The sequence below is a fragment of the Streptomyces sp. NPDC048441 genome (assembly GCF_043200235.1).
Classification (GTDB): domain Bacteria; phylum Actinomycetota; class Actinomycetes; order Streptomycetales; family Streptomycetaceae; genus Streptomyces.
This window is the reverse complement of sequence record NZ_JBICXM010000003.1, coordinates 33,034-59,448: the sequence shown is the minus strand read 5'-3', so window position 1 is coordinate 59,448 and position 26,415 is coordinate 33,034. Positions and strand designations below refer to the sequence as shown.

24 protein-coding genes and 6 tRNA genes are annotated in these 26,415 nt (G+C 68.5%); 16 read left to right on the top strand and 14 right to left on the bottom strand.

Features of this window, described 5'->3' with window-relative positions; all coding sequences use genetic code 11:
- Positions 1 to 91: 91 nt before the first annotated feature.
- The 3 genes from ACGFSB_RS08195 to ACGFSB_RS08185 form a co-directional block, all read right to left on the bottom strand.
- Positions 92 to 167: transfer RNA gene (locus tag ACGFSB_RS08195), tRNA-Gly, on the bottom strand.
- Between the two features lie 79 nt (positions 168 to 246).
- Positions 247 to 318 (bottom strand) — tRNA-Gly (locus ACGFSB_RS08190).
- Positions 319 to 431: 113 nt separating this feature from the next.
- Positions 432 to 749, bottom strand: coding sequence for an Lsr2 family protein (locus ACGFSB_RS08185; protein WP_393395957.1), 318 nt, complete (start codon positions 747 to 749; stop codon positions 432 to 434).
- Positions 750 to 1,082: 333 nt separating this feature from the next.
- Here ACGFSB_RS08185 and purS point away from each other — a divergent pair, with 333 nt between their 5' ends.
- From purS to ACGFSB_RS08145, 8 genes are all read left to right on the top strand, one after another.
- Positions 1,083 to 1,334: a phosphoribosylformylglycinamidine synthase subunit PurS gene (gene purS / locus ACGFSB_RS08180; RefSeq protein WP_135332092.1), complete on the top strand. Its 252-nt coding sequence runs from the start codon at positions 1,083 to 1,085 to the stop codon at positions 1,332 to 1,334.
- Positions 1,331 to 2,011, top strand: coding sequence for a phosphoribosylformylglycinamidine synthase subunit PurQ (purQ, locus tag ACGFSB_RS08175; protein ID WP_393395954.1), 681 nt, complete (start codon positions 1,331 to 1,333; stop codon positions 2,009 to 2,011). The genes purS and purQ overlap by 4 nt, the downstream gene beginning before the upstream one ends.
- Positions 2,008 to 4,257, top strand: a complete 2,250-nt coding sequence (purL, locus tag ACGFSB_RS08170) for a phosphoribosylformylglycinamidine synthase subunit PurL (RefSeq protein ID WP_393395951.1) — start codon at positions 2,008 to 2,010, stop codon at positions 4,255 to 4,257. The genes purQ and purL overlap by 4 nt, the downstream gene beginning before the upstream one ends.
- 98 nt (positions 4,258 to 4,355) lie before the next feature.
- Positions 4,356 to 4,862 carry a helix-turn-helix domain-containing protein gene (locus tag ACGFSB_RS08165; protein ID WP_393395948.1) on the top strand — a complete coding sequence of 169 codons (507 nt, stop codon included), beginning with the start codon at positions 4,356 to 4,358 and terminating at the stop codon, positions 4,860 to 4,862.
- A 73-nt stretch (positions 4,863 to 4,935) separates the two neighbouring features.
- A complete protein-coding gene (locus tag ACGFSB_RS08160) occupies positions 4,936 to 5,772 on the top strand; it encodes a M23 family metallopeptidase (RefSeq protein ID WP_393395946.1) in 837 nt (278 codons plus the stop codon).
- A 5-nt stretch (positions 5,773 to 5,777) separates the two neighbouring features.
- Entirely contained in the window at positions 5,778 to 6,416 is a 639-nt protein-coding gene (locus ACGFSB_RS08155; protein ID WP_393395943.1) for a TetR/AcrR family transcriptional regulator, read from the top strand.
- 9 nt (positions 6,417 to 6,425) lie between these two features.
- On the top strand, positions 6,426 to 7,220 hold the full coding sequence (locus tag ACGFSB_RS08150; RefSeq protein WP_393395940.1) for a sterol carrier family protein: 795 nt from the start codon (positions 6,426 to 6,428) through the stop codon (positions 7,218 to 7,220).
- 46 nt (positions 7,221 to 7,266) lie between these two features.
- Positions 7,267 to 8,088 carry an META domain-containing protein gene (locus ACGFSB_RS08145; RefSeq protein WP_393395938.1) on the top strand — a complete coding sequence of 274 codons (822 nt, stop codon included), beginning with the start codon at positions 7,267 to 7,269 and terminating at the stop codon, positions 8,086 to 8,088.
- Here the strand turns inward: ACGFSB_RS08145 and ACGFSB_RS08140 are convergent.
- From ACGFSB_RS08140 to ACGFSB_RS08130, 3 genes are all read right to left on the bottom strand, one after another.
- A complete protein-coding gene (locus ACGFSB_RS08140) occupies positions 8,060 to 9,376 on the bottom strand; it encodes a hypothetical protein (RefSeq protein ID WP_393395935.1) in 1,317 nt (438 codons plus the stop codon). The genes ACGFSB_RS08145 and ACGFSB_RS08140 overlap by 29 nt on opposite strands.
- A gap of 186 nt (positions 9,377 to 9,562) precedes the next feature.
- Entirely contained in the window at positions 9,563 to 10,999 is a 1,437-nt protein-coding gene (locus ACGFSB_RS08135) for a sulfatase (RefSeq protein WP_393395933.1), read from the bottom strand.
- Positions 11,000 to 11,076: 77 nt separating this feature from the next.
- Positions 11,077 to 11,178 carry a putative leader peptide gene (locus ACGFSB_RS08130; protein WP_393395931.1) on the bottom strand — a complete coding sequence of 34 codons (102 nt, stop codon included), beginning with the start codon at positions 11,176 to 11,178 and terminating at the stop codon, positions 11,077 to 11,079.
- Positions 11,179 to 11,340: 162 nt separating this feature from the next.
- Here ACGFSB_RS08130 and purF point away from each other — a divergent pair, with 162 nt between their 5' ends.
- The gene (purF, locus tag ACGFSB_RS08125) at positions 11,341 to 12,867 is read left to right on the top strand and encodes an amidophosphoribosyltransferase (protein WP_393395928.1); all 1,527 of its coding nucleotides are present in this window, start codon (positions 11,341 to 11,343) and stop codon (positions 12,865 to 12,867) included.
- Between the two features lie 37 nt (positions 12,868 to 12,904).
- Entirely contained in the window at positions 12,905 to 13,972 is a 1,068-nt protein-coding gene (gene purM / locus ACGFSB_RS08120; RefSeq protein ID WP_393395926.1) for a phosphoribosylformylglycinamidine cyclo-ligase, read from the top strand.
- Between the two features lie 138 nt (positions 13,973 to 14,110).
- Here the strand turns inward: purM and ACGFSB_RS08115 are convergent, their stop codons facing one another.
- Together ACGFSB_RS08115 and ACGFSB_RS08110 are read right to left on the bottom strand one after the other, a co-directional pair.
- Positions 14,111 to 14,371: a DUF3073 domain-containing protein gene (locus tag ACGFSB_RS08115; RefSeq protein WP_393395924.1), complete on the bottom strand. Its 261-nt coding sequence runs from the start codon at positions 14,369 to 14,371 to the stop codon at positions 14,111 to 14,113.
- 291 nt (positions 14,372 to 14,662) lie between these two features.
- Entirely contained in the window at positions 14,663 to 15,745 is a 1,083-nt protein-coding gene (locus ACGFSB_RS08110) for a Leu/Phe/Val dehydrogenase (protein ID WP_393395921.1), read from the bottom strand.
- A gap of 209 nt (positions 15,746 to 15,954) precedes the next feature.
- On the opposite strand from ACGFSB_RS08110, the gene ACGFSB_RS08105 reads away from it, so the two are divergent.
- Together ACGFSB_RS08105 and bldC are read left to right on the top strand one after the other, a co-directional pair.
- Positions 15,955 to 16,854 (top strand): hypothetical protein, encoded by a 900-nt coding sequence (locus ACGFSB_RS08105; protein ID WP_393395918.1) that lies wholly within the window; start codon positions 15,955 to 15,957, stop codon positions 16,852 to 16,854.
- 488 nt (positions 16,855 to 17,342) lie between these two features.
- Positions 17,343 to 17,549, top strand: coding sequence for a developmental transcriptional regulator BldC (gene bldC, locus ACGFSB_RS08100; protein ID WP_003949541.1), 207 nt, complete (start codon positions 17,343 to 17,345; stop codon positions 17,547 to 17,549).
- A 558-nt stretch (positions 17,550 to 18,107) separates the two neighbouring features.
- On the opposite strand, the gene ACGFSB_RS08095 is transcribed toward bldC, so the two are convergent.
- From ACGFSB_RS08095 to hrpA, 3 genes are all read right to left on the bottom strand, one after another.
- Positions 18,108 to 18,329, bottom strand: a complete 222-nt coding sequence (locus ACGFSB_RS08095) for a DUF6274 family protein (RefSeq protein ID WP_393395916.1) — start codon at positions 18,327 to 18,329, stop codon at positions 18,108 to 18,110.
- Between the two features lie 259 nt (positions 18,330 to 18,588).
- Positions 18,589 to 18,663: transfer RNA gene (locus ACGFSB_RS08090), tRNA-Asp, on the bottom strand.
- 95 nt (positions 18,664 to 18,758) lie between these two features.
- Positions 18,759 to 22,700: an ATP-dependent RNA helicase HrpA gene (hrpA, locus tag ACGFSB_RS08085; RefSeq protein WP_393395913.1), complete on the bottom strand. Its 3,942-nt coding sequence runs from the start codon at positions 22,698 to 22,700 to the stop codon at positions 18,759 to 18,761.
- Between the two features lie 83 nt (positions 22,701 to 22,783).
- Between hrpA and ACGFSB_RS08080 the strand changes: the two genes are divergently transcribed.
- From ACGFSB_RS08080 to ACGFSB_RS08065, 4 genes are all read left to right on the top strand, one after another.
- Complete coding sequence (locus ACGFSB_RS08080) at positions 22,784 to 23,158, top strand: hypothetical protein (protein ID WP_393395910.1); 375 nt, start codon at positions 22,784 to 22,786, stop codon at positions 23,156 to 23,158.
- A gap of 62 nt (positions 23,159 to 23,220) precedes the next feature.
- Positions 23,221 to 24,042: a DsbA family protein gene (locus ACGFSB_RS08075; protein WP_393395908.1), complete on the top strand. Its 822-nt coding sequence runs from the start codon at positions 23,221 to 23,223 to the stop codon at positions 24,040 to 24,042.
- Positions 24,039 to 24,887 (top strand): cytochrome c biogenesis CcdA family protein, encoded by an 849-nt coding sequence (locus tag ACGFSB_RS08070; RefSeq protein ID WP_393395905.1) that lies wholly within the window; start codon positions 24,039 to 24,041, stop codon positions 24,885 to 24,887. The genes ACGFSB_RS08075 and ACGFSB_RS08070 overlap by 4 nt, the downstream gene beginning before the upstream one ends.
- 59 nt (positions 24,888 to 24,946) lie before the next feature.
- Complete coding sequence (locus ACGFSB_RS08065; RefSeq protein WP_393395902.1) at positions 24,947 to 26,059, top strand: ABC transporter permease; 1,113 nt, start codon at positions 24,947 to 24,949, stop codon at positions 26,057 to 26,059.
- Positions 26,060 to 26,108: 49 nt separating this feature from the next.
- On the opposite strand, the gene ACGFSB_RS08060 is transcribed toward ACGFSB_RS08065, so the two are convergent.
- The 3 genes from ACGFSB_RS08060 to ACGFSB_RS08050 all read right to left on the bottom strand — a co-directional run bounded on the left by ACGFSB_RS08060 (position 26,109) and on the right by ACGFSB_RS08050 (position 26,396).
- A tRNA-Phe gene (locus tag ACGFSB_RS08060) sits at positions 26,109 to 26,185 on the bottom strand.
- A 24-nt stretch (positions 26,186 to 26,209) separates the two neighbouring features.
- A tRNA-Asp gene (locus tag ACGFSB_RS08055) sits at positions 26,210 to 26,284 on the bottom strand.
- 39 nt (positions 26,285 to 26,323) lie between these two features.
- A tRNA-Glu gene (locus tag ACGFSB_RS08050) sits at positions 26,324 to 26,396 on the bottom strand.
- Positions 26,397 to 26,415 lie beyond the last annotated feature (19 nt).

Below are 26,415 nucleotides of genomic sequence, written 5' to 3'. Positions count from 1 at the left end.
TTCCCCCGGTCTCTGGGCGCACGAACCCTGGGCGCACGAACCTTGGGCGCACGAAAAAAGCCCCGGTCGTGATGACCGGGGCCTTCTTCAATGGAGCGAACGACGAGGTTCGAACTCGCGACCTCAACCTTGGCAAGGTTGCGCTCTACCAACTGAGCTACGTTCGCATTGCCTCCGACCAGCTCTCACTGATCGGCGCGGGCACCAGCCTACCGCACTCCGAAGAGTGGCTGGTAAGCGATGCGGAGCGGGTGACAGGAATTGCACACTGCGCCTTCCCCCTGGAAGGGGGATGTTCTACTACTGAACTACACCCGCAAGACTCCGTGAGGTTCGGGCCTTTCGACCTTGCCCCTCGGCGTGTTCCAAACTCTAGCCGACCGTCGGGGGTGCAGGTCAAGTCGGTCGCCGAGGCGGCATCGGGGCCGGAGTCAGTTGGCCGCCTCGAAGGCCTCGTAGACCTTCTTCGGGATACGGCCGCGGGGCGGCACGTCCATCTGGTGCGAGCGGGCCCAGGCGCGCACGGCCGCCGGGTCCGCGGCCACCGCCGTGTGCCGGAAGACCTTGCCGGACTTCGACTGCTTGCGGGCGGCGTCGAGGAACGGGGCGAGTGCCTTGCGCAGTTTCTTGGCATTGGTTTGATTGAGGTCGATCTCGTACGACTTGCCGTCAAGACCGAAGGCGATCGTCTCTGCCGCTTCCCCGCCGTCGATGTCGTCAAAGAGAGTGACTACGACACGCTGCGCCACGAATATCGGTCCCTTCGTGCGGCTCAACCGCAGTTGACGTGCGGTGATGCCGACTGTCCGGCTGTTTTGGGCAAAGTATCGGCTAATGCCATTTCATTTGTACAGTGCCCGGCATTGCATTGTGAAGCCCGACTAAATCCGCCCGCGTGTCCGAGGGCAATGGCGATGCGTGATCTTTTCCTGGATTTTTCGCGAAGGTGCCCTGTTCGATACGTAGGCAGGGGTGGAAACGTGACCGCGCTCACGTAGGTTTCTACGAATCTACGCGAGTAGAATTTTTGTGCGGGTAGTCTGAAGGGACCGCTCAGCCAGCACCACACACCGGGAGTGCCAGTGGCACGCGTCGTAGTCGACGTCATGCTCAAGCCGGAGATCCTCGACCCCCAGGGCCAGGCGGTGCAGCGTGCACTGCCGCGCCTCGGATTCAAGGGGATCGCCGACGTACGTCAGGGAAAGCGCTTCGAACTCGAGGTGGACGGGCCCGTCGATGACGCAGCCCTCGCCCGTATCCACGAGATGGCGGAAACCTTCCTCGCCAACACCGTGATCGAAGACTTCTTCGTAAAGGTGGAGGAAGAGAAGTGACCGCTCGAATCGGAGTCGTCACTTTCCCCGGAACGCTCGACGACCGCGACACCCAGCGCGCGGTCCGCGTCGCCGGTGCCGAAGCCGTGCCGCTCTGGCACCGGGACAAGGACCTGAAGCAGGTCGACGCCGTGGTGCTGCCCGGCGGATTCTCGTACGGCGACTATCTGCGGGCCGGGGCCATTTCACGGTTTTCGCCCGTCATGGAGTCGGTCATCGGGCAGGCGAAGGCCGGGATGCCGGTTCTCGGTATCTGCAACGGCTTCCAGGTGCTGACCGAGTCGCACCTGCTGCCGGGCGCGATGCTGCGCAACAACCACCTGCACTTCATCTGCCGCGAGCAGAAGCTGCGGGTGGAGAACGCCGCGACCGCCTGGACCACCGACTACACGGCGGGCCAGGAGATCCGGATTCCGCTCAAGAACATCGACGGTCAGTACACCGCCGACGAGCGGACCCTGGACATGCTGGAGGCCGAAGGGCGGGTGGCCTTCCGGTATCTGGACGGCAACCCCAACGGCTCGCTCCGTGACATCGCCGGCATCACGAACGAGGCGGGCAACGTCGTCGGTCTGATGCCGCACCCCGAGCACGCCGTGGAGCCGCTGGTCGGGACCGGCCGCACCGACGGTCTGGGATTCTTCACCTCGATCCTGAAGAAGCTGGTCAACGCATGACTCTGGACACCGTCAAGCACGCCGCCGAGACCCCCGAGGTCAAGCTGCCCTGGGCCGAACTGGGCCTGAAGGAAGACGAGTACGCCCGCGTACGCGAGATCCTGGGCCGCCGTCCCACCGGCGCCGAGCTCGCCATGTACTCCGTCATGTGGTCCGAGCACTGCTCGTACAAGAGCAGCAAGGTCCACCTGCGCCAGTTCGGCGAGAAGGCCCCCGCCAACGACGCGATGCTCGTCGGCATCGGCGAGAACGCCGGTGTGGTGGACGTCGGTCAGGGCTATGCCGTGACCTTCAAGGTCGAGTCGCACAACCACCCCTCGTACGTCGAGCCCTACCAGGGCGCGGCGACCGGTGTCGGCGGCATCGTCCGCGACATCATCGCGATGGGCGCGCGCCCGGTCGCGGTCGTCGACCCGCTGCGGATGGGCGCCGCCGACCACCCCGACACGAAGCGTGTGCTCCCCGGAGTCGTCGCGGGCATCGGCGGCTACGGAAACTGCCTCGGCCTGCCGAACATCGGCGGCGAGCTCGTCTTCGACGCCTGCTACCAGGGCAACCCGCTGGTCAACGCCGGTTCCATCGGCGTCATGCGGCACGAGGACATCCACCTCGCGAAGGCTTCGGGCCCCGGCAACAAGGTCATCCTCTACGGGGCCCGCACCGGCGGCGACGGCATCGGCGGCGCCTCGATCCTGGCCTCGGAGACCTTCGACGACACGAAGCCGTCGAAGCGTCCGGCCGTCCAGGTCGGCGACCCCTTCCAGGAGAAGCTCCTCATCGAGTGCACCCTGGAGGCCTTCGCCGAGAAGCTGGTCGTCGGCATCCAGGACCTGGGCGCGGCCGGACTCTCCTGCGCGACCTCCGAGCTGGCGTCGAACGGCTCCGGCGGGATGCGCGTCGATCTTGACGACGTACCGCTTCGTGACTCCACGCTCACTCCCGAGGAAATCCTCATGAGTGAGTCGCAGGAACGGATGTGCGCGGTCGTCGAGCCCGAGAAGGTCGAGCGCTTCCTCGCGATCTGCGAGAAGTGGGACGTCATCGCGACCGTCGTCGGTGAAGTGACGGACGGCGACCGGCTTGAGATCTTCTGGCACGGCGAGAAGATCGTCGACCTGGACCCGCGCACCGTCGCCCACGACGGCCCGGTCTACGAGCGCCCCTACGCGCGGCCGAAGTGGCAGGACGCCCTCCAGGCCGACGACGCGAACAAGCTGGCCCGCCCGGCGACTTCGCAGGAGCTTCGTGATCAGGTGCTCGCGGTCATCGCGTCGCCGAACCAGGCCTCCAAGGCGTGGGTGACGGATCAGTACGACCGTTTCGTGCAGGGCAACACGGTGCTCGCGCAGCCCGAGGACTCCGGCATGGTCCGCATCGACGAGGAGACCGGCCTCGGTGTCGCCCTCGCCAACGACGGCAACGGCCGCTATTCGAAGCTCGACCCGTATGCCGGCGCGCAGCTCGCCCTCTCGGAGGCGTACCGCAACGTCGCCGCGACCGGCGCACGGCCGCTCGCCGTATCGGACTGCCTGAACTTCGGTTCGCCCGAGGACACGGACGTCATGTGGCAGTTCGCCGAGACCACCCGTGGCCTCGCCGACGCCTGCCAAATCCTGGGCACCCCGGTGACCGGCGGCAATGTCTCCCTCTACAACCAGACCGGCGAGGCGGCGATCCACCCGACGCCGGTCGTCTCCGTCCTGGGTGTGATCGACGACGTCGCGCGCCGCACGCCGATGGCCTTCGCCGAAGAGGGCCAGCTGCTCTACCTCCTCGGTGACACCACCGAGGAGTTCGGCGGTTCGGCCTGGTCGCAGGTCGTCCACGACCACCTCGGCGGGCTTCCCCCGAAGGTCGACCTGGAGCGTGAGCGGCTGCTCGCCGAGATCCTCATCTCGGGTTCGCGCGACGGCATGATCGACGCGGCGCACGACCTCTCCGACGGTGGCCTCGCGCAGGCCGTCGCCGAGTCCTGCCTCCGTGGCGGGAAGGGCGCGCGCCTGGTCGTCCCGGACGGCCTTGACGCGTTCACCCTCCTGTTCAGTGAGTCGGCGGGCCGCGCGGTGGTCTCCGTGCCGAGGAGCGAGGAGCTGCGCTTCACCGACATGTGCGGGGCGCGGGGCCTTCCCGCGACGCGGATCGGTGTGGTCGACGGTGACGCGGTGGAGCTCCAGGGTGAGTTCACGCTGACGCTGGCCGAGGTGCGCGAGGCGCACGAGGCGACACTTCCGGGGCTCTTCGCCTGAGGTTCTTCTGCCGAAGCCCCCGTCCGGACCTGTTGGTCCTGGCGGGGGCTTTGTCGTGGCCACTTGATTGAAGTTACGTAATTACGTAATCTCGATGCATGGATCTGGAACAACGCGTCGCCGAGCTCGAACGGCGCATGGCGGAGCTGGAGAGCGCGGGCCCGGCCGCGCCCGCCGTGGGAGAGGGCGACTTCTGGGCGCTCGACGCGCTGAAGGCCCGGCACCCGGTGACCGATGACGCGGACGGCGCCGTCCTGTTCACCGGAGCGGTGCGCGTGCCGACGGGACATCGGTACGAGTGGCAGTACGGCCTGCTCACCGAGACGGTGTTCGAGGGCGACTGGTCCGACGCTGCCGAGTCCTTCGCCGCGCTCGGCAATCCCGTACGGCTGCGGCTGCTGCGGGAGATCCTCGGCGGCCTGCGCACCGCCGCCGAGCTCGCCGCGCTCGAGGGCGCGGGCACGACCGGCCAGATCTACCACCACCTGCGTCAACTGACCGGCGCGGGCTGGCTGCACACCACGGAGCGCGGCCGATACGAGGTTCCTGCCGGGCGGGTGGTGCCGCTGCTGGTGGTGCTCACGGCCTCGCGCCCCGTGACCTGACCGCTTTCTGTACGCGTTTCTGTATGCGCTTCTGTATGCGCTTCTGTAGAGGTTTCTGTACGAGGGGGAAGTCATGTCCGTACGCCGACGCAAGTTCGCCGCACTGGTCCAGCACCTGCTGTGGCTGATCTTCTTTGCCCAGATGGTCGTCAGGTTCTTCGTGGACCTGCCGTACAACTACTTGCTGAGCTGGCTGCCCGCGCTCGGTGCGATCGCCATCAGCCTGGTGAACTCCCGCTCCGTCCGCCGCGGGATCGAGAAGTCGCCCCCGGCGCCGGTCGAGGTCGATGCCCCGGTCACCGGCCGCTGGTCCGCCCTCAACAGCCCCGCCACCAAGGTGCCGAGCCACGGCACCCACGGCTTCGGGCAGACCTACGCCATCGACATCACCGCCGAGCCGGAGAAGGGGGCCCGCCCCGCCCCCGTCTGGTTCTGGCCCGTCGCCCGCCCCGGCCAGGCCTACCCCGCCTTCGGGGCGCCGCTGCACGCGGTGGCCGACGCCACCGTCGTACACGCCGAGGACACCCAGCGCGATCACCTCAGCCGCAGTTCCCTCGTCGGCGTCCTGTACTTCTGGCTGATCGAGGGCGTCGGCCGGACCATCGGCGGCACCCGCCGCGTCGTCGGCAACCACATCGTGCTCGACCTCGGTGCGGGGACGTACGCCATGTACGCCCATGTCCAGCAGGGCTCTCTCGCGGTCCGCGCGGGGGACGAGGTCCTGGCCGGACAGGTCATGGCCCGCTGCGGCAACTCCGGCAACTCCACCGAACCCCATGTGCACTTCCAGCTGATGGACGGCCCCGACCTGGACACCGCGCGGGGTGTGCCGTTCCGCTGGCGTGGGGTCGGGGTGCCCGCCAACGGCGAGACGTTCACGGTGGAGGGAGAAGTCGTCCCGGTACCGTGACCTGCATGACAGAGGAGCAGGGGCTGCGCGCGCGCAAGAAGAGGCAGACCGCGTCGCGGATCTGGCAGGCGGCGGTCGACCTCTGTTCCGAGCGCGGCTTCGACCACGTCTCCGTCGCGGAGATCGCCGAGGCGGCCGAGGTGTCGAAGATGACCGTCTTCAACTACTTCGGTACGAAGGAAGGCGTGATCGTCAGTCCCATGGAGGAGCACGTCGGCGATCCCGCCCGCGCGGTGCGTGAGCGGAAGCCGGGAGAGTCCGCCGTCGCCGCGATGCGCGAGGTGTTCCTGGCGCAGATCGCCGCCCGCGACCCCTCGATCGGCCTCAGCGGTGACCCGCGCGCGATGAAGGTGCGCCACCTCGTCAGCGAGACGCCGACGCTGGCGCACCGCATGGTGAGCTTCCACATGTCCAGCGTCCGGCTCCTCGCCGACGCCCTCGCCGAAGAGACGGGCGACGTGCTCCTCGCGCGGGTCGCCGCCGCACAGCTGATCGGCGCCCGCAACGCGCTCATCATGGAGAACCACCAGCGCACGCTCGACGGCGACCCGCTCGACGAGATCGTCAAGGGCTGCGTGGCGGCCACCGAGCGCGTCTTCGACCAGGTGGAAAAGGGTCTCCAGGGATACCCCGGCACGAATTAGGCTCGGCCCATGCCACCGGCCAAGAAGCGCACGCGTTCGTACGACTCCGCCAAGATCCGCACCTCCGTCCTCGCCCAGTTCGCGAACGTACGAGAAGCGGTCCTCGCCCTGGACCCCGAGCAGCTCGCCCTGCCGACCCGGCTCGGCGGCTGGACGGTCCGCGAGCTGGCCGCGCACCTCACCATGGGGCTCGGATCCGTCACCCGATTCCTCGCCGTGCCGGAGCCCGCGGCACGCGAAGTGGCCCTGCTCGACTGGCCGTTCGCGACCGCTTCGGCCGCCGCGCAGATCGACGAGGCGTCGCGGGCCTTCGCGGGCCAGGACCTCGACGAGCTGTACGCGCGCACGCTCGCCGGCTTCGAGGACGCGCTGCCCGACAGCACGGAGGGCCGTCTCCTTGCCACCCGGTTCGGTGCGATGACCCTGGACGATTTCATGGTCACCCGTACCGTCGAACTCATCGTCCACACCGACGACTTGAACGAGGCACTGCCGGGCCCGGATACCGTCCCGTACGACCGTCAAGCCCTCGCCGCCTGCACCCGGCTTCTCGCGGACGCCCTCGCGGTGAAGGCCCCTGGAGGCGCCGTCGAGGTGCGGATCCCGCCGTTCGCCGTGGTCCAGTGCGTGGAAGGGCCTCGGCATACCCGCGGCACCCCGCCGAACGTCGTCGAGACGGACCCGCTCACGTGGATCCGTCTCGCGACCGGGCGTACGGACTGGAAGACGGCCCTCGACGCGGCGAAGGTCAGCGCGAGCGGGGAGCGGGCGGATCTGGCGGAGCTGCTCCCGGTGATGAGCTAGGGGGAGCCAGGGGAACCAGATCACCCACTTGTCCCGTCACACCGACATGCAGAAGCAGCGACTGACCCCGACCGTCATGGCCCTGGCCGCCGCAGGGCTGCTCACCGCGTGCGGCACCGAGACCGGCGGCTCAGGCAGCGGGTCCGTCGGGTCCGGGCCGCGTCTCACCGGCGTCCACTGGAACGTCGAGAGCGTCACGGTGAACGGCAAGAAGCAGCAGGCCCCTGCCGACGCCCACGTGAAGTTCGACGACAAGGGCAAGGCCGAGGGCAACTACGGCTGCAACGGCTTCTCCGCGGACGTGTCGATGGACGGAGACACCGTCGACTTCGCCAACTCCATCTCCACCAAGAGGGGTTGCGACAAGCTGGACTTCGAGGAGAGCCTCAAGCGCGCTCTCGACAACGGCGGTCTGAAGGCCGCGGTCGACGGTGACAGGCTGACACTCACCACCGACAAGGGAGACCGCGTGGCCCTCACATCGGAGCCGTCGGAGGCATCGGAGCCGGACGCCCCGCTGACGGGCACCAAGTGGACCGTGAACGCCATCGGTGACGGCAAGGCCTCGACGTCCCTGCCGAAGGAAGTGGCGGGCAAGGCCCATCTGACCTTCGGCAAGGACGGCACCGTCCACGGGAACCTCGGCTGCAACAACGTCTCGGCCAAGGCCGAGGTGAAGGGCGAAAAGATCACCCTGGGCGCTCCCCGGAGCACCCGGATGATGTGCCAGGGAGCCGCTGGGGAGACCGAGAAGAAGCTCCTCGAGCTCTTCGACGGCACGGTGAGCTACAAGGTGTCCCAGCACGGGCTCTCGCTCACCGCAGACGACGGCACGGTCGTCAGCGCGAACGCCGACCAGAAGAAGTAGCCCTGGTACGGGACTTCAGCAGGAACGCGCCGCCGAACGCGAGCAGCAGGCCACCGCCGACGGAGTACGCGAGCGTGGTGTCGGGGTCGCCGCCGGTCTCGGCGAGCTCGGTGGAACCGCCCTCGGGGCGGGCGTCGTTGGGTGTTTCCGCGGCTTCCCCGGCTTCCTCGGCTTCCGCGTCGGAGGGCTCCGCGGACTTGGCGGGCGCGGCCTCCGCCGGGGCCGCCACCCCGTTCAGGCTCACCGCCACGGTCGCCGATTCCGTCCCCGCCTTCACGACCTTGACCTCGACCTTCCGTGCCTTGTCCGTCAGCGTCGCCCCTGTCTTGAGGGCGTCCGCGTCGGCCGGGGCTTCGCCGCCGGTGGACTCGTCGGCGTCAGGCGTCGGGTCGACGAGCGCCGACTTCGCGTAGTCCGCGTCCGGCACCCGGTAGGCGTGCACACCCTGGAGTTCGCCGTCGAGGGTGCCTGACTTGTGCCGCAGCTCTACGACGAGACGGTCGTCGCCCAGCGGAATGTCGAGCGCACGGACCCCGCTGCCCTTTCCGTACAGCGGACGCAGCGTGTAGGTCGCCGACTTGCCGACCTTCGCGACTTCACTCTCCGTCAGCCACTTGTTGTGAAGCAGCTCGGGCGAGGTGAGGCCGGCCTCCCAACCGCCGCCGCCCATCGGGGTCTTGTGGCTGGTGCCGTCCTCCTTACAGCCCGCGCCGAGGTCGCCCTCGGGGCAGCGAAGCCGCATGTGGTGGCTGTAGCCGAAGTTGTGGCCGAACTCGTGGACCAGGGCCGTCATCGACATCTTGCCGTCGGCGCCGATGGGCATCCAGGTGGTGCCGCCGCCGACGGTACCGAGCGCGAGCCAGTCGCAGCCGGCCTTCTCCGAGGGGAAGACGAGCGACAGGTGGTCGTAGCTGTCCTCGGGTACGCCCTTCGCGGCGAGGGCCTTGCGCGTCAGGTCGTTGATCTTGCCGGTGTCGCAGCCGGTGGCCGCGAGGTCGATGTCCACGGGCCCGGTGACCCCGTCGCCCCCGGCGGCCTTGAAGGTGGTCGCGCCGCCGGTGACTTCGTTGTAGTACGAGGTGAGGGAGCCGCTGCCGCCGAAGTAGTTGTCCTTCAGGGCGGTTTCCAGCTTGCCCGCGTCCGGGATCCGGCTGTCCGTGAAGTTCACCATGGCCACCTGGACGCGCCGCTCCGGCTCGTCGGCGGCGGGCGCGGGAGCGGCGGCGGCAGCGGTCAGGGCGGCGGCCACGGCTGCCGGTATGAGGCAGAGGCGCGGGGACGGCTTCATGGGGGACCTTCCGAGTGGGGGGTTCGCGCGGACCTGTAGATCAACTTGGGCGCGCGCGAGGCACGTTAGCGATCACATCGGCCCGCGCGAACCCCCGGGAAGGCTTCTTAGGGCGCGCTTAAGGCTCAGTTCAGGCAGAAAGCCGAAAGCCAGATAGCCAGAAAGCCGGAAAGCCAGAACGCTCGCTCAGGCAGCGGGGTACGGCAGCAGTCCCTTGTCCGTCTTCTCCCAGGCCGCCTTCAGCTCGGCAAGGAGCTTCGGCTCGTCCGGCGCCCGGTCGGCCTGCTCCCGCTGATCCGCCGCGAGGTTGAAGAGCTGGTCGCCGCCGCCCTTGCCCCGGTAGTACTTCCACTCCCCGCGCCGCAGCGCCCGCTCCCCGCGCACCCGCCAGAACAGCTCCCGCTCGGCAAGCTCCTCGCCCTTCAGGAGATAGGGCGCGAGGCTGGTCCCGTCCAGCTTGTACGCGGGATCCGGCCGTGCCCCGCCGATCTCGAGCAGCGTCGCAGTCCAGTCCGGGGTGAACACGGGCTCGTGGCTGACCTGTCCGCCGTCGAGTCGCGCGGGCCACCGCACGATGGTCGGCACCCGGATGCCGCCCTCCTGGAGCGAGGCCTTGTTGCCCGAGAGGGGCCAGTTGTACGAGAAGCGCTCGCCGCCGTTGTCGGAGGCGAAGAAGACCAGGGTGTCCTTCTCCTGCCCGGACTTCTTCAGGGCCTTCAGGACCTCACCGACCGACCGGTCGAGATCCTGGACCAGCTCCGTGTACTTCTCGACGGAGCCGCCGTCCTGGTGCCAGAGCGCACCCTTCTCGCCCGCCTTGATCCTCCGTACGATCTCGGCGCTCTCCTCCGTGTCCCCGTCCGCGATCCACGGCCAGTGCGGGGTGGTGAAGTTCAGATTGAGCAGCCAGGGCTGGTCGCCGTGGTCCCGCTGGACGTACTCGCTCGCCCGCTCGGTCAGGATGCGCGTGTAGTAGCGCAGGTCCTTGTACTCGGCGTCACCCTCCCGCACATCCCCCTCATAGAGGTCGTACTCACCGCCGAGTCCCAGCTTCGAGTAGTACTCCAGGGCCCCGCCGAAGTTCCCGAAGAACTCGTCCCAGCCCGACTTCGTCGGCGAGTACTCCGGCAGGTAGCCGCAGTGCCACTTGCCGATGAGCGCGGTCGCGTACCCGGTGTCCCGCAGCAGCGAGGCGAGCGTGGGATGTGTCGGTTCGAGCCCGGCCGACTTGTCCGCTATCGGCTCCGCGAGCCCGCCCTTCGTACGCCCCGGAAAGCGCCCCGTGTAGAGGCTGAATCGGGTCGGTGAGCAGGTCGCGGACCCGGAGTAGGCGTCGGTGAAGCGCACGCCCTGGCGTGCGAGGCGGTCCAGGTTCGGGGTCTTGATGTGCGGAGACCCGTAGGAGGAGAGATCGGCCCAGCCGAGGTCGTCGCCGAGGATGAAGAGGATGTTGGGCCGCTTGGCGCCGCGGCGCGGAGCCGCACGGAAGGGCTGCTCCCGGGCCTCCGCCGTGGCGGGCAGACCCACCGCGGCGGCGGCACCGGCTCCCACGGCGCCCCCGAAGGCGCGACGGGACAGAGCGGACTGGTGGGCGGACTGGTGGTGCGAAGACGTCGAGGACATGGCTGCGCTCCTGAACGGGGCACGGCGCGGCAGCGCCACGTACCCGGAGTCGTGAAGAAGTGAGACGGAGGGTGAGCTCAGGCAGGGCAGCGACAGAGCGCGCTCGCGACACGGACCAGGTCTACGTGGCGGCGCTCCACAAGGGTGACCGTCGGGTCACCGAGGGGCTGCTGGGGCATGGACCAGGAGTTTCACGGGCCCACCCGCCCCCGTCAACGCTTCCGCTCACCTGTTCACAAGGGCGTAGCACTCCCCGTACGCAACGGCAGCATGATTACGCTCCGTGCGGGGCCCGTATCCCCAATTCGGACCAGTGGTCGATCTCGCCTACACTCGGTGCCGTGCCACGTGGTGACGGTCGACTCAATCATGATCTGCTCCCCGGTGAGAAAGGCCCCCAGGACGCTTGTGGCGTCTTCGGTGTCTGGGCTCCGGGTGAAGAGGTCGCCAAGCTCACTTACTTCGGGCTGTACGCCCTCCAGCATCGAGGCCAGGAATCCGCGGGAATCGCGGTCAGCAACGGCTCCCAGATCCTTGTCTTCAAGGACATGGGGCTCGTTTCCCAGGTCTTCGACGAAACCTCTCTCAGCTCGCTCCGGGGTCATATCGCGGTCGGTCACGCCCGCTACTCGACCACCGGGGCCTCCGTCTGGGAGAACGCCCAGCCGACGTTCCGTGCCACCGCGCACGGCTCCATCGCGCTCGGGCACAACGGCAACCTCGTCAATACGGCCCAGCTCGCCGAGATGGTCGCCGAGCTGCCCCAGGAGAACGGCCGCGCGACCCAGGTCGCGGCGACCAACGACACCGATCTGGTGACGGCTCTCCTCGCGGGCCAGGTGGACGACGACGGCAAGCCGCTGACCATCGAAGAAGCCGCCGGCAAGGTCCTCCCGGACGTGCAGGGCGCCTTCTCCCTCGTCTTCATGAACGAGCACACGCTGTACGCGGCCCGCGACCCGCAGGGAATCCGCCCGCTGGTCCTCGGCCGTCTGGAGCGTGGCTGGGTCGTCGCGTCGGAGTCCGCCGCGCTCGACATCTGCGGTGCGAGCTTCGTCCGCGAGGTCGAGCCCGGCGAGTTCATCGCGATCGACGAGAACGGACTGCGAACGTCCCGATTCGCGGAAGCGAAGCCCAAGGGTTGTGTCTTCGAGTACGTCTATCTGGCGCGCCCCGACACGGACATCGCGGGCCGGAACGTCTACCTCTCGCGCGTCGAGATGGGCCGGAAACTCGCCGAGGAAGCTCCCGCCGAAGCCGATCTCGTCATAGCGACGCCGGAGTCCGGGACACCCGCCGCGGTCGGTTACGCGGAAGCCTCCGGCATCCCCTTCGGCGTCGGCCTCGTCAAGAACGCCTACGTCGGCCGGACCTTCATCCAGCCCTCGCAGACGATCCGCCAGCTGGGCATCCGTCTGAAGCTGAATCCGCTCAAGGAAGTCATCAAGGGCAAGCGTCTTGTCGTCGTCGACGACTCGATCGTGCGCGGCAACACCCAGCGCGCCCTGGTCAAGATGCTCCGCGAGGCCGGAGCCGCCGAGATCCACATCCGGATCTCCTCTCCCCCCGTGAAGTGGCCCTGCTTCTTCGGCATCGACTTCGCGACCCGCGCCGAGCTCATCGCCAACGGCATGACGATCGACGAGATCGCCAAGTCCATGGGCGCCGACTCGCTCTCGTACATCTCCATCGACGGCATGATCGAGGCCACGACCATCGACAAGCCGAACCTGTGCCGCGCCTGCTTCGACGGCGTGTACCCGATGGACCTTCCCGACCCCGAGCTGCTCGGCAAGCAGCTCCTGGAGACGGAGCTGGCCGCCGGTCCGGCGTCCACCGCTGCGGCCGACGCGATCCGTCGCCCGTAAGCCACCCGTAGTAACGACACGAAAGCTCTCAATCACCATGCCTGAGACCACTGGTGCCAGCTACGCAGCCGCAGGCGTAGACATCGAAGCGGGCGACCGCGCCGTCGAGCTGATGAAGGAGTGGGTGAAGAAGACGAAGCGCCCCGAGGTCCTCGGCGGCATCGGCGGCTTCGCCGGACTCTTCGACGCCTCCGCCCTCAAGCGCTTCGAGCGCCCGCTGCTCGCCTCCGCCACCGACGGCGTCGGCACGAAGGTCGACCTCGCCCGCCAGCTCGGCGTGTACGACACCATCGGCCACGACCTCGTGGCGATGGTCATGGACGACATCGTGGTGTGCGGCGCCGAGCCGCTCTTCATGACCGACTACATCTGTGTCGGCAAGGTCCACCCCGAGCGTGTCGCCGCCATCGTGAAGGGCATCGCCGAGGGCTGTGTGCTCGCGGGCTGCGCCCTCATCGGCGGCGAGACGGCCGAACACCCGGGCCTGCTCGGCCCGGACGACTTCGATGTCGCGGGCGCCGGCACGGGCGCGGTCGAGGCCGACCGTGTGCTCGGCCCCGATCGCATCCGTAAGGGTGACGCGGTCATCGCCATGGCGTCCTCGGGTCTTCACTCGAACGGGTACTCGCTCGTCCGGCACGTGGTCTTCGATCGCGCGGGCTGGTCCCTGGACCGCCGGGTCGAGGAGTTCGGCCGCACGCTCGGCGAGGAGCTCCTGGAGCCCACCAAGATCTACTCCCTGGACTGCCTGGCGCTCACCCGCACCACGGACGTCCACGCCTTCAGCCACATCACGGGCGGCGGCCTCGCGGCGAACCTGGGCCGGGTCATCCCGGACGGTCTGCACGCGATCGTCGACCGCGCGACGTGGACGCCCGGCGCGGTCTTCGACGTCGTCGGCAAGGCCGGTCAGGTCGAGCGCCTGGAGCTGGAGAAGACGCTGAACATGGGCGTCGGCATGATGGCGATCGTCCCCGAGGAGTCCGCCGACGCGGCCCTCGCGACCCTCGCGGACCGTGGCGTGGAGGCCTGGATCGCCGGTGAGATCACGGAGCGCGGCGACCACGCGGACGGCGCGGCGCTGATCGGTACGTATTCAAATTAAATACGCCTCCAAGTAGGCCGATGAGCCGCTTACGAGAGCAGCACAAAACCCGGTCCGGCGTGATGACCACCCCGGACCGGGTGAAGTGCAGTTGCTACGAGAACTGCGAATACTGCAAGTGCTGCGAATGCAACGAGGTCAAGCGCCGCGGCGCTGCGGCGAAGAACCGGACTCATCGGAAGAGTCCTCGTCATCGTCGTCGTTATAGCGATCCGCGTACTGGGCGTACGGGTCGTCTTCTTCCTCGTCGTCGTCTTCGAACGGCTCGCTGTTCGGCGGCTGTTGCGAAGTCGAAGCGCCCAGCTCATTGGCCAGACGCGAGAGGTCAGTCCCGCCGCTGCTGTACTTCAGCTGGCGGGCGACCTTCGTCTGCTTGGCCTTTGCCCGGCCGCGCCCCATGGCTCGACCCCCTCGGATATGGGGCTTGGTGACCCCAGAGTCTTGACACGCGTTCATGATCAGGAACGGACTCTCCGTGGAGAGGCCGGTCCGTAGGGCTTCCACGGTACCTGCTCCTGCGGCCATACGGTACGTCGCCCGCAGGACGCGCCTAGGCGCAGAACCGGCGAGGAGCCCTGTCCTCGCTGGTCAACTGCGATTTTAACCTCTTCTTGCCGGGCGACCCGCCGACGGGGGTGAGTCTTGTCTCTCACGGGCGTCGGCGGGGCCCTCTTCGCGGCACGTCAGGGGTCAGCGGCGGCGGGCCTCCGCCATCCGCTGCTCGGCGATCCTGTCGGCCGCGGCGGCCGGCGGAATGCCGTCTTCCTTTGCGCGAGCGAATATGGCAAGAGTGGTGTCGAAGATCTTGGACGCCTTGGTCTTGCACCGGTCGAAGTCGAAGCCGTGCAGCTCGTCGGCGACCTGGATCACGCCGCCCGCGTTCACCACGTAGTCGGGCGCGTAGAGGATGCCGCGGTCCGCGAGGTCCTTCTCCACGCCGGGGTGCTCGAGCTGGTTGTTGGCGGCGCCGCAGACCACCTTGGCGGTGAGCACCGGCACGGAGTCGTCGTTCAGGGCGCCGCCGAGCGCGCACGGGGCGTAGACGTCGAGGCCCTCGACGCGGATCAGCGCCTCGGTGTCGGCGACGGCGGTCACGGACGGGTGCTTGTCGGTGATGCGGCGTACGGAGTCCTCGCGTACGTCGGTGATCACGACCTCGGCGCCGTCCTGAAGGAGGTGCTCCACGAGGTGGTGGCCGACCTTGCCGACGCCCGCGACGCCGACCTTGCGGCCGCGCAGTGACGGGTCGCCCCACAGGTGCTGAGCCGAGGCCCTCATGCCCTGGAAGACACCGAAGGCGGTGAGCACGGAGGAGTCGCCCGCGCCGCCGTTCTCGGGGGAGCGTCCTGTCGTCCAGCGGCACTCACGTGCGACGACGTCCATGTCGGCGACGTACGTACCGACATCGCACGCCGTCACGTAGCGACCGCCGAGCGAGGCCACGAAGCGCCCGTAGGCGAGGAGCAGCTCCTCGCTCTTGATCTGCTCGGGGTCCCCGATGATCACGGCCTTGCCGCCGCCGTGGTCGAGGCCGGCCATGGCGTTCTTGTACGACATCCCGCGCGCGAGGTTCAGCGCGTCGGCGACGGCGGCTTCCTCTGACGCGTAGGGGTAGAAGCGGGTGCCGCCGAGGGCCGGGCCCAGGGCGGTGGAGTGGATGGCGATGACGGCCTTGAGGCCGCTGGCACGGTCCTGGCAGAGCACTACTTGCTCATGTCCCCCCTGGTCCGAGTGGAACAGGGTGTGCAGGACGCCGTTGTCTGCTTCGGTCACTGTGGTGACTCCCGGTCAAGTAGCGGCGGTTGGGCGGGCGCCCGTGCGGGTGGCGGGGCCCGATGGGCTTGAGACTAGAGCCTGGGAGAACCCGGTGGCCGCGCAGTGCCGAGGATCACCCTCTCCCGGTGCGGTCAGGAGTACGGCGGAGTTCGGCCATGGCACGATTTGCAGTGTTTTCCAGCCGGTACCCGGGGGAGGGAGCAGCCGTGCCCAAGGTGTCTTCGTTGATCGTCCCGTACGCGTCCTACTTGCGTGTGTATGAACCGCTGGCTGCCTTCCCGGAGCCCGAGCGCGGCCACTGGGCTCGCTACGCCCGCCGCCCCGACCGCCCCTCGTACCAGGACGAACTCCGGCGCTCCCTGGCCGACTTGCTGCCCACGCCGCCCATCCCGGTGCCGGTGCACGAGAGCAGCGACGCGTTCGTGGTGGAGGCCGACGGGGTGGTGTGCGTCTGCCCGTGGCGCACCCGGCTGCGCGGCTGGCAGGCCCTGGGGGAGCTGCCGGGGCAGCTGCCGACACCGGTGCTCGACGCGGTCCTGCCGCCGGTGGTGCGCCGCCAGACGACCGCGGACTACGAACGCTGGCTCGTCCGCAATCCGGACGCGCGTCCCTGGATCCGTACGTCGACGTGGGAGGTGCCGCTGAACTGGTTCGTGCTCGTCGCGGACGAGGAGCGGCAGTACGAGAAGGGTTACGAGGCGGGGGGCGAAGAGGGCGCAGGGGGCCAGGAGGGCGAGGAGGGCGATGCGGCGGCGGTCTGCGCGCCCGTCCTGCGCTACCGGACGCCGATGGTGCAGGCGCGGCGCCGGGTGGCCCGTGGCCTCAGGACGCTGCGGGACGCGATCGACGACGGGCCGCTCGTCGATGGGCTCCTGGACGTGGGGCGGTGGCTGGAGGAGTTCCATCCGCGCTCCCTGGTCGAGCTCGACTACGGCGGGCTCGTACACGCCCTGTCCGACGAGCAGCTCGACGAGGACCACTCGGCGGCGGACGTGGCGGAGGGAATCGAGGCGCTGCGGGGCGGCGACGGAGACGGGGCCGGCGAGGCGTATGCGAGGCTCATGGAGCGATGGAGGGCGGTCCGGGACCGTCAGTTCTCGAACTGACGTCAGCGGGGCCGTGCGTAGGTCACCCCTACGTGCCGCCTACACGGGACGTAGGTCCTGATCCGGGCTTTTGTCTCAAGCGTGACGGACCGCACTTACCGCGCCCTTGCGCCCATCACCCTTCCTCGTGCCAAAATAGGACAAGGAGTCCGGGGAGGGCTCCTTCCGTCCATGTACGGCCGGAATGCTCGGTATTGCACGCTATGAGAAGTCTGTTGACTCCTGATCGCTCTGTGACTGATCGTCACTGTGGCGTGACTGTCCGCTATGGCATGGTCCATCGGCTTCCGTCGCTGATAGACACCTGGGAGGGCAATTCCATCGGTTTGGCCGACGTGGCTGGACGGATGGTGTAGTTGTAGTGCCGAAGACAAGCCGTTCGTCCTATAACCGACTCGACTCGCGTCCGCCATTTCGGGCAACGCGGGTCAAGGTGCAGAATTTAGAGGAATGAACCGAGAAGGTTCGGTTCTCCGAGGAGGCCGCTCATGACCGCTCGCACCCCTGATGCCGAGCCGCTGCTGACCCCGGCTGAGGTTGCCACGATGTTCCGCGTCGACCCCAAGACGGTGACGCGCTGGGCCAAGGCTGGCAAGCTCACGTCGATTCGCACGCTCGGCGGGCATCGCCGTTACCGCGAGGCTGAGGTCCGCGCACTGCTCGCGGGTATCCCGCAGCAGCGCAGCGAGGCCTGAATTACCGCATAACCGCAGTACTCGGACGAAAAGTACGACCGTTGTCGGGTCCCCCAACCCGGCCGCACCGTCCGATCTTCAGCTACACGCGACGAGGGTCCCGCCCCAACGGGCCCCACGCCTGAGCCTCATGGGTGCGTCGTTTCGATCGCGTTGGACTCCGCCGGGTCCAGCGCGATCTTTTTTGTGCGCCCTGGAGGTGCTGGTGAGCGCCCCTGTGGGCGGGCTTGTTGGTCTCTGAGGGGTGCTGGGGCGGCGCCGTGGCGGGGCCTCGGGATCACCCTTGTGCGGCCCCGGCGGACGCTGTGCGGGATGGTGCAATTGCACATATTAAATTGACCTGTTGTAAGACGGGGGTAAGTTCCGGGGTTTTCAGAACTGGTCCGGTGACACCCGTCACACGTCGTGAGCCTTGTTGCCGGTGATGCCTCTGAGCTAGAGGGGAATCCGTGCGGAACCCGAGCGGAACCCGTCCCCTGCGGGGGAGTTGGTTCCGTGCGCACGACGTCCTTCCCTCTCAGCCTCCCACCACAGAGGAGGGTCGCGGGGCGGCGTTGGTCACGCGTCAGGGGGACTTTCGTCCTCGCTCGTCGCGCAGTCGCCCTCACGGCTGCCCTCGCGGGCTCCCTGGGCGGCAGGAGAGGCCTCCAGGGCGAGCCGCTCGAGCCGGTGGCAGATCGGGCAGTGCCGGGTCAGGTGGCGGTAGCCCGTCGCCGCGGAGAGGTGGGCGCGCAGCAGGGCGCGCGTCTCGTGCCGTACAGATTCCGCCGAAGCCGTCATGTGCCGCCTCCCGGTGGGGAGCGGTCCCGCCCGCTTCCCTGATGTCTGGGTACCGGCGGAATGTGACGCAGTCAAGATGGCGGGAACGACAACGGGCCGCGCCCGTAAGGGGTACGGCCCGCCGGCGTACGCAAGAAGGGCCGCACTCGTTCGCCGAGTGCGGCTGCGCCGCGGGCGAGGCCTCCACCTTGACGGGGTGTGCGTGTGGGCATACGAGTAGGGGCCGCATCCTTGCCGGATGCGGCCCCTCACTCCACTGCGGTCCTGACGGGATTTGAACCCGCGGCCTCCACCTTGACAGGGTGGCGAGCACTCCAAACTGCTCCACAGGACCTTGCTTTGCGGCGCTTGTTGCTGCGTTGCGCTGCGAAACGAGACTCTACAGCAGGCCGAGGGCGCCGGTCGAACTCGCTCTGTGTGAGGGGGTCGTTACGGCGCCACCGCGTCGATCGCCTTCACGATCCGCTTGTCCGAGACGGGGTACGCCGTGCCGAGCGCGTGCGCGAAGTAGCTGACCCGGAGCTCCTCCAGCATCCAGCGGATGTCGAGCACCTCCTGGGGGACGGGGCGCCCCTGCGGAAGCTGCTCCAGGAGCCAGGCGTACTCGTCCCGCATGTCGTGGACCTTCTCCATGCGCGCCGTGTCCCGCTGGACGTTCGTCGGCATCTGCTGGAGCCGGCGGTCGGCGGCCACCATGTAGCGCATCAGGTCCCCGAGGCGGCGGATCCCCGTGGCCGTGACGAAGCCGGGGCCGACGAGGGCGTCCAACTGCGCCCGTACGTCCGTCAGGTTGGCCAGGAGCGTCGGGCTCTTCGTCGACTTCAGGCGGCGCTCGCAGGCCTGCCAGGCGGCCAGGACCTGCTGGACCTGGCCGACCGTGCGGACCGTGGTGTCGACGATCTCGGCGCGCACCTTCTCGTACAGCTTGCGGTACGACTCCTCGTCCCAGGCGGGACCGCCGAAGTCGGCGATGAGCTTGTCGGCCGCGGCCATCGCGCAGTCGGCGAAGAGCGCCTGGATGGAACCGTGCGGGTTCGCGGACAGGGCGATCTTCTGCGCGTTGGTCAGCTTGTCCGACGCGAACTTGGCCGGATTCACCGGGATGTTGCGCAGGACGAGGCGGCGCGTCCCCTTCCACATGGCCTGCTGCTGCTCGGCCTCGGTGTCGAAGAGGCGTACGGAGACGGTGTCCCCGTCGTCCACGAGCGCTGGGTACGCCTTCACCGGCTGGCCCGCGCGCCGGGTCTCGAAGACGCGGCTGAGGGAGCCGATGGACCAGTCCGTGAGGCCCGTCCGCTCGATCGCCGAGCCGCCCGTCTTCTCCGCGGTGGCGGCCGCCGCCTGCGAGAGCGCCTTGCGGGCCTTCGGGCGGAGCTGGAGCTTCAGCGCCTCCAGATCCTTGTCCTCGGAGAGCTTCCTGCGGCGCTCGTCGGTGATCCGGAAGGTGATCTTCAGGTGGTCCGGTACGCGGGTGAGGTCGAAGTCGTCCGGTGAGACGGGGACGCCGACCATCCGCTGGAGCTCCCGCGCGAGCGTCACGTGCAGCGGCTCCTGAAGAGGCACCGCCCGCTCCAGGAACGCCTTCGCGTAGTTGGGGGCGGGGACGTAGTGCCGGCGGATCGGCTTCGGCAGGGAGCGGATCAGCTCGATCACGACCTCCTCGCGCAGGCCGGGGATCTGCCAGTCGAAGCCGTCCGCCGTGACCTGGTTCAGGACCTGCAGCGGGATGTGGACCGTGACGCCGTCCGCGTCCGCGCCCGGCTCGAACTGGTACGTCACCTGGAACTTGAGCGGCCCCTGGCGCCACGTATCGGGATAGTCGTCCTTCGAGACGTCCCCGGCACGTTCGTTGATGAGCATCGAGCGCTCGAAGTCGAGCAGCTCGGGCTCCTCCCGCTGCTTCTTCTTCCACCAGGAGTCGAAGTGCGCCCCGGAGACGATGTCCTCGGGCACCCGCTGGTCGTAGAAGTCGAAGAGCGTCTCGTCGTCGACGAGGATGTCGCGGCGCCGTGCGCGATGCTCCAGCTCCTCCACCTCGGTGAGGAGCTTGCGGTTGGCGGCGAAGAACTTGTGGTGCGTGCGCCAGTCGCCTTCGACGAGCGCGTTGCGGATGAACAGGTCGCGGGAGACCTCGGCGTCGATGCGGCCGTAGTTCACCTTGCGCTGGGCGATGAGCGGGACGCCGTACAGCGTGACCTTCTCGTACGCCATCACGGCCGCCGCATCCTTCTCCCAGTGCGGCTCGCTGTAAGTGCGCTTGAGCAGATGCTGGGCGAGCGGCTCGACCCACTCGGGCTCGATCCTCGCGTTGACGCGGGCCCAGAGACGCGAGGTCTCGACGAGCTCGGCCGACATGATGAAGCGCGGGGGCTTCTTGAAGAGCGCCGAACCGGGGAAGACGGCGAACTTGGCGGAACGGGCGCCCAGATATTCGTTCTTCGCGCCCTCCTTCACGTCCTTCATCCCGATGTGGGAGAGGAGCCCGGCGAGGAGCGAGACATGGACCCGCTGCTCAGGGGCGTCGTCCTCGTTCAGATGGATGTCCATCTGCTTGGCGACCGTACGCAGCTGCGTGTAGATGTCCTGCCACTCACGGATTCGCAGGAAGTTCAGGTACTCCGACTTGCACATCCGGCGGAACGAGGACGAGCCGCGCTCCTTCTGCTGCTCGCGGACGTACCGCCAGAGGTTGAGATAGGCCAGGAAGTCGGAGGTCTCGTCCTTGAAGCGCGCGTGCTGCTGGTCGGCCTGCGTCTGCTTCTCGGCGGGGCGCTCGCGCGGGTCCTGGATGGAGAGCGCGGCGGCGATCACCATGACCTCGCGTACGCAGCCGTTCTTGTCGGCCTCCAGGACCATCCGGGCCAGGCGCGGGTCCACCGGCAGCTGGGCCAGCTTGCGGCCCTCCTGGGTGAGGCGCTTCTTCGGGTCCTTCTGCGTCGGGTCCAACGCGCCCAGTTCCTGGAGGAGCTGGACGCCGTCGCGGATGTTGCGGTGGTCCGGCGGGTCGATGAAGGGGAACTTCTCGATGTCGCCGAGCCCGGCCGCCGTCATCTGGAGGATGACCGATGCGAGGTTCGTCCGGAGGATTTCCGGGTCCGTGAACTCGGGGCGCGCGACGAAGTCGTCCTCGCTGTACAGGCGGATGCAGATGCCGTCCGACGTACGGCCGCAGCGGCCCTTGCGCTGGTTGGCGCTGGCCTGGCTGATCGCCTCGATGGGAAGCCGCTGCACCTTCGTACGGTGGCTGTAGCGCGAGATGCGGGCCGTGCCGGGGTCGATGACGTACTTGATGCCCGGGACGGTGAGGGAGGTCTCGGCGACGTTCGTGGCGAGGACGATGCGTCGGCCTGTGTGCTGCTGGAAGACGCGGTGCTGCTCGGCGTGCGAGAGGCGGGCGTAGAGGGGCAGGACTTCCGTGAACCGATAGTTCTTCTTGTTCAGCGCGTCCGCCGTGTCCCGGATCTCGCGCTCTCCGGAGAGGAAGACGAGGATGTCGCCCTTGCCCTCGCCCTGGAGCTCCTCGACGGCGTCGGTGATCGCGGTGATCTGATCGCGGTCGCTGTCGTCGGCATCCTCTTCGAGGAGCGGGCGATATCGGACCTCGACCGGATACGTACGGCCGCTGACCTCGACGATCGGCGCGTCCCCGAAGTGCCGCGAGAACCGCTCCGGGTCGATGGTCGCCGAGGTGATGACGACCTTCAGGTCCGGGCGCCTGGGCAGCAGCTGGGCGAGATAGCCGAGCAAGAAGTCGATGTTGAGCGACCGCTCATGGGCTTCGTCGATGATGATCGTGTCGTACGCGCGCAGCTCGCGGTCCGTCTGGACCTCGGCCAGCAGGATGCCGTCCGTCATCAGCTTCACGTACGTGTCAGGGCCCACCTGGTCCGTGAAGCGGACCTTCCAGCCGACGGCCTCGCCGAGCGGGGTGTTCAGCTCGTCGGCGACGCGCTCCGCGACCGTGCGGGCGGCGATGCGGCGGGGCTGCGTGTGCCCGATCATGCCGCGGACTCCACGGCCGAGCTCCATGCAGATCTTGGGGATCTGCGTGGTCTTGCCGGAGCCCGTCTCGCCCGCCACGATCACGACCTGGTGGTCGCGGATCGCCGCGGCGATGTCGTCCTTCTTCTGGCTGACCGGCAGCTCAGGCGGGTACGTGATCTTGGGCAGGCGGCTGCCCCGCTCGGCCATCCGCGCCGCGGCCCTGTCGAGGTCCGCCGCGATCTCGGCGAGTGCGACGGCTCGGGCCTCGGGTTTGCGTATCCGGCGCGCACCCTCGAGCCGGCGGCCGATCCGGTGCTCGTCGCGCAGCGAGAGCTCGGACAGGCGGGGGGCGAGGGTGTCGAGGGTGAGGGCAGGCTGCGTAGACATACGGCGTCCAGGATCTCACCCGCCGCTCGGAGGTGGCGAACCGATTTCTCTGGCGGGGCGCCTTGGCACGTACGATTCCGGGCATGTCGTCCCGTGCGCGTCTGTCGTGGTGCCCCCTCTTCGGGGTGCTGCTTGTCGTGCTCGGGGTGTTGTGCGGGCCCGCCGCCGTCGCGTCCACCGCTTCGGCGCAGCAGCCGCGAGCCGCGACGACAGCCTTCGTTCACGAGTTCGACAGCGTGCCCGGCTGTGGCAAGGGTGGGCAGCAGGACAGCGGGGGCCGTCCGGTGGCACCGCCGCGTCCGAGTTCGGCACACGAACTGCTCCCTGCTCTGTACGAGGCCCATACGGAGACCCGCTCCTGGGGCGCCGACCAGGCCGTGCTCGCCGTCGCGCCGGGCCGCGCGCCACCCGCGCTCGCGCCGCCCTCCCCGATGGAACTCTCCGTTCTGCGCGTCTAGGAGACCCCTGTCTTTGCCAGGGGTCCCTTGATCGACGTACGCAACAGGAGAAACGCACAGCTATGCCCAAGAAGTCCGACAGGCCCAGCAAGTCCAGCAAGTCCAGTAAGACCAGCAAGTCCAGCAAGAAGAACATCGCTATCGGGGCCGGGGTGGCCCTTGCCGCGCTGTTGCTCGGCGCCGCTTCATACAGCGCCACCCGGCCCGACGAGCCCTCGTCGCTCACCGCCAAGGAGGAGCCCGCCGCGGACGTCTCCGCCGATCCGCAGGCCGGCGTCTACCCGGAGCTTGCCGAGCTCGCCCGGCGCGACGCCGAGGACCCGCTCGCCCAGGGGCGCGCGGACGCGCCGGTCGTACTGATCGAGTACGCCGACTTCAAGTGCGGCTACTGCGGGAAGTTCGCCCGCGACACCGAGCCGGGCCTGGTGAAGAAGTACGTTGACGACGGCACCCTGCGCATCGAATGGCGCAACTTCCCCATCTTCGGCGCGGACTCCGATTCGGCGGCGCGTGGCGCGTGGGCGGCCGGTGAGCAAGGGCGCTTCTGGCAGTTCCACGCGGCAGCGTACGCGGAGGGCTCCAAGGAGAAGGGGTTCGGCGGCGACCGGCTCAAGGAACTCGCGAAGGAGGCCGGGGTCAAGGACATCGGCCGCTTCTCGGACGACGCGGGGAGTGCTGCCGCCAAGTCGGCGGTGAAGAAGGACCAGGATGAGGCGTACGGCCTGGGGGCGACGTCCACTCCGTCCTTCCTGGTCAACGGGCGGCCCATTTCGGGAGCGCAGCCGGACGAGGTGTTCGACCAGGCGATCGAGCAGGCGGCTGCGGCTGCCGGGGGCAAGGGAGCTTCGGGCAAGGGAGCTTCGGGCAAGGGCGGGAAGAAGTGACCGCCGATGTCGGGTACTTCGCGGCGTTCCTCGGGGGGCTTCTCGCCCTGCTGAGCCCGTGCAGTGCGCTGTTGCTGCCCGCCTTCTTCGCGTACTCGATCGACTCGGCCTCGCGGCTCCTCGCTCGTACGGGGATCTTCTACGCCGGTCTCGCGACGACGCTCGTGCCGCTGGGCGCCGCCGGGTCGGTGGCGGGGCGGTTCTTCTTCGGGCACCGGGATCAGTTGGTGCTTGTCGCCGGGTGGCTGATCATCGCGCTCGGGGTGCTGCAGGTCGTGGGGATGGGGTTCGCCTCGCGGAAGATGGCCGAGCTCTCGGGCCGTATCCGGCCGACGACGGCCGTCTCCGTGTACGCCCTTGGGGCGGTGTACGGCCTCGCCGGATTCTGCGCGGGGCCGATCCTGGGCTCCGTCCTCACGGTGGCGGCGGTGAGCGGGAGCCCGGTTTATGGAGGGCTGTTGCTCGCTGTCTACGCCTTGGGGATGGCGGTGCCGCTGTTCGTGCTCGCTCTGCTGTGGGAGCGGTTCGATCTCGGGCGGCGGAGGTGGCTGCGGGGGCGTTCCTTCCGGGTCGGCCGCTTCGAGCTGCATACGACCTCGCTCCTGTCGGGGCTCTTCTTTGTAGCCCTCGGTGCGGTCTTCCTCGCGTATGACGGGACTACTGCGCTGCCTGGTCTGCTGGATGTGGACGACTCGTTCGCTGTGGAGCAGTGGGCTGGCGGAGTGGGCAGGGCGGTGCCGGATTCGGTGCTGTTGGTGGGGGTTGTGGCGCTGGTGGGCGTGGGGTTCGGGGTGCGGGCTTGGCGTCGGAGGGGGCGTGCGGTGGTGGAGGCCGAGCGAGGGTGAGTGAGGGCAGGCGAGGCTGAGCGAGGGTGGGTCCGCTTTGGGTGGTTTAGCGTGTTTCTATGTCCCACCCTGAGCAGCAGCAGCCTGAGCGGCCCGAGCCTGCTGAGCACCAGCACGGCGCCCATGGCAGGACCCCTGCACGGGGTGAGCGGTGGGCGTCGTTCAAGGAGTCGCCGTTCCTGCCCGCGACCGTGCTGGTGTTCATCCTGGCCGCCGCGGCGGGGCTCTTCGCGGGCTCGTACACGTACTCCATGGCGGACCCGACCCCGCACCGCGTCCCCATGGCGGTGGTCGGCGCGCAGGACGCTCCGCGGGGCAAGGAGTTCCTCGACGGCATGGAGAAGGCGCTGAACGCCTCGCTGGAGGTGCACGCGTACGACAGTGTGGCCGCGGCGCGGGACGGGGTGGAGGAACAGAAGGTCTTCGCGATCCTCGCGGTGGCTCCGGGGGACAGGGTCCTCTTCGACGTCTCGGGTGCCTCCGGGGCATCGGTCGCGCAGGTGCTTGCCGAGGCCGCGCCGAAGGTGGGGGCGGAGGTGGGGGTTCCGGTGACGGTGAAGGACATCAAGCCGCTCCAGGAGGGGGATCCGCGGGGGCTCGCCATCTTCTACATCTCGCTTGCCGCCGTCATCATCGGCTTCGTCGGGGCGATCCAGCTGAGCGTGCACGCTCGGGGTCTCAACCCGGCGGAGCGGATCGCCTTCACGGTTCTCTACGCGCTGCTCGGCGGGTTCGTGATCGCGGCGGTGGTGGACTGGTGGCTGGGGGCGGTGGATCTGCCGTTCGTGGAGTCGTGGCTGATCCTCGCGCTGACGATGTTCACGTCGGGCATGGTGTTCACGATGTTCAACACGTTGTTCGGGCGCTGGGCGATGATTCCCACGTGGGGCCTGATGGTGCTGCTCGGCAACCCGTCGTCGGGCGGGGCGGTTTCGTGGCCGCTGCTTCCGTCGGTCCTCGGCCACATCGGGCGGTGGCTGCCGCCGGGGGCGTCGGTGAACGCGCAGCACACGGCGGTGTACTTCGGCGGGCATCAGCACGCGTTCCCGTTCCTGGTGCTCGCGGGGTGGGCGGTGCTGGCCTCGGCGGTCTTCTGGGTCTGGCGCCACCGGCATCCGGGGGGACGGGAGAGGCCTGCGGCACATGCGGGGGCTGCGCCGGGGCCGGCGTAGCTCAGGGGAATGCCGAAAGCCCCGCCGGGAGGGGCGGGGCTTCGGGAAGTGGTGGCTGGGGCCGGGATCGAACCGGCGACCTATCGCTTTTCAGGCGATCGCTCGTACCAACTGAGCTACCCAGCCACGCGATCCGCGTGGAATCGCAAGCGGTCCTGACGGGATTTGAACCCGCGGCCTCCACCTTGACAGGGTGGCGAGCACTCCAAACTGCTCCACAGGACCAAGCTTTGTGCGAGCACAAGTCTCGCACAAGGTGTTGCGTGCCCCCAACGGGATTCGAACCCGTGCTACCGCCTTGAAAGGGCGGCGTCCTGGGCCACTAGACGATGAGGGCTAAGGGCCCACCTGGGCGC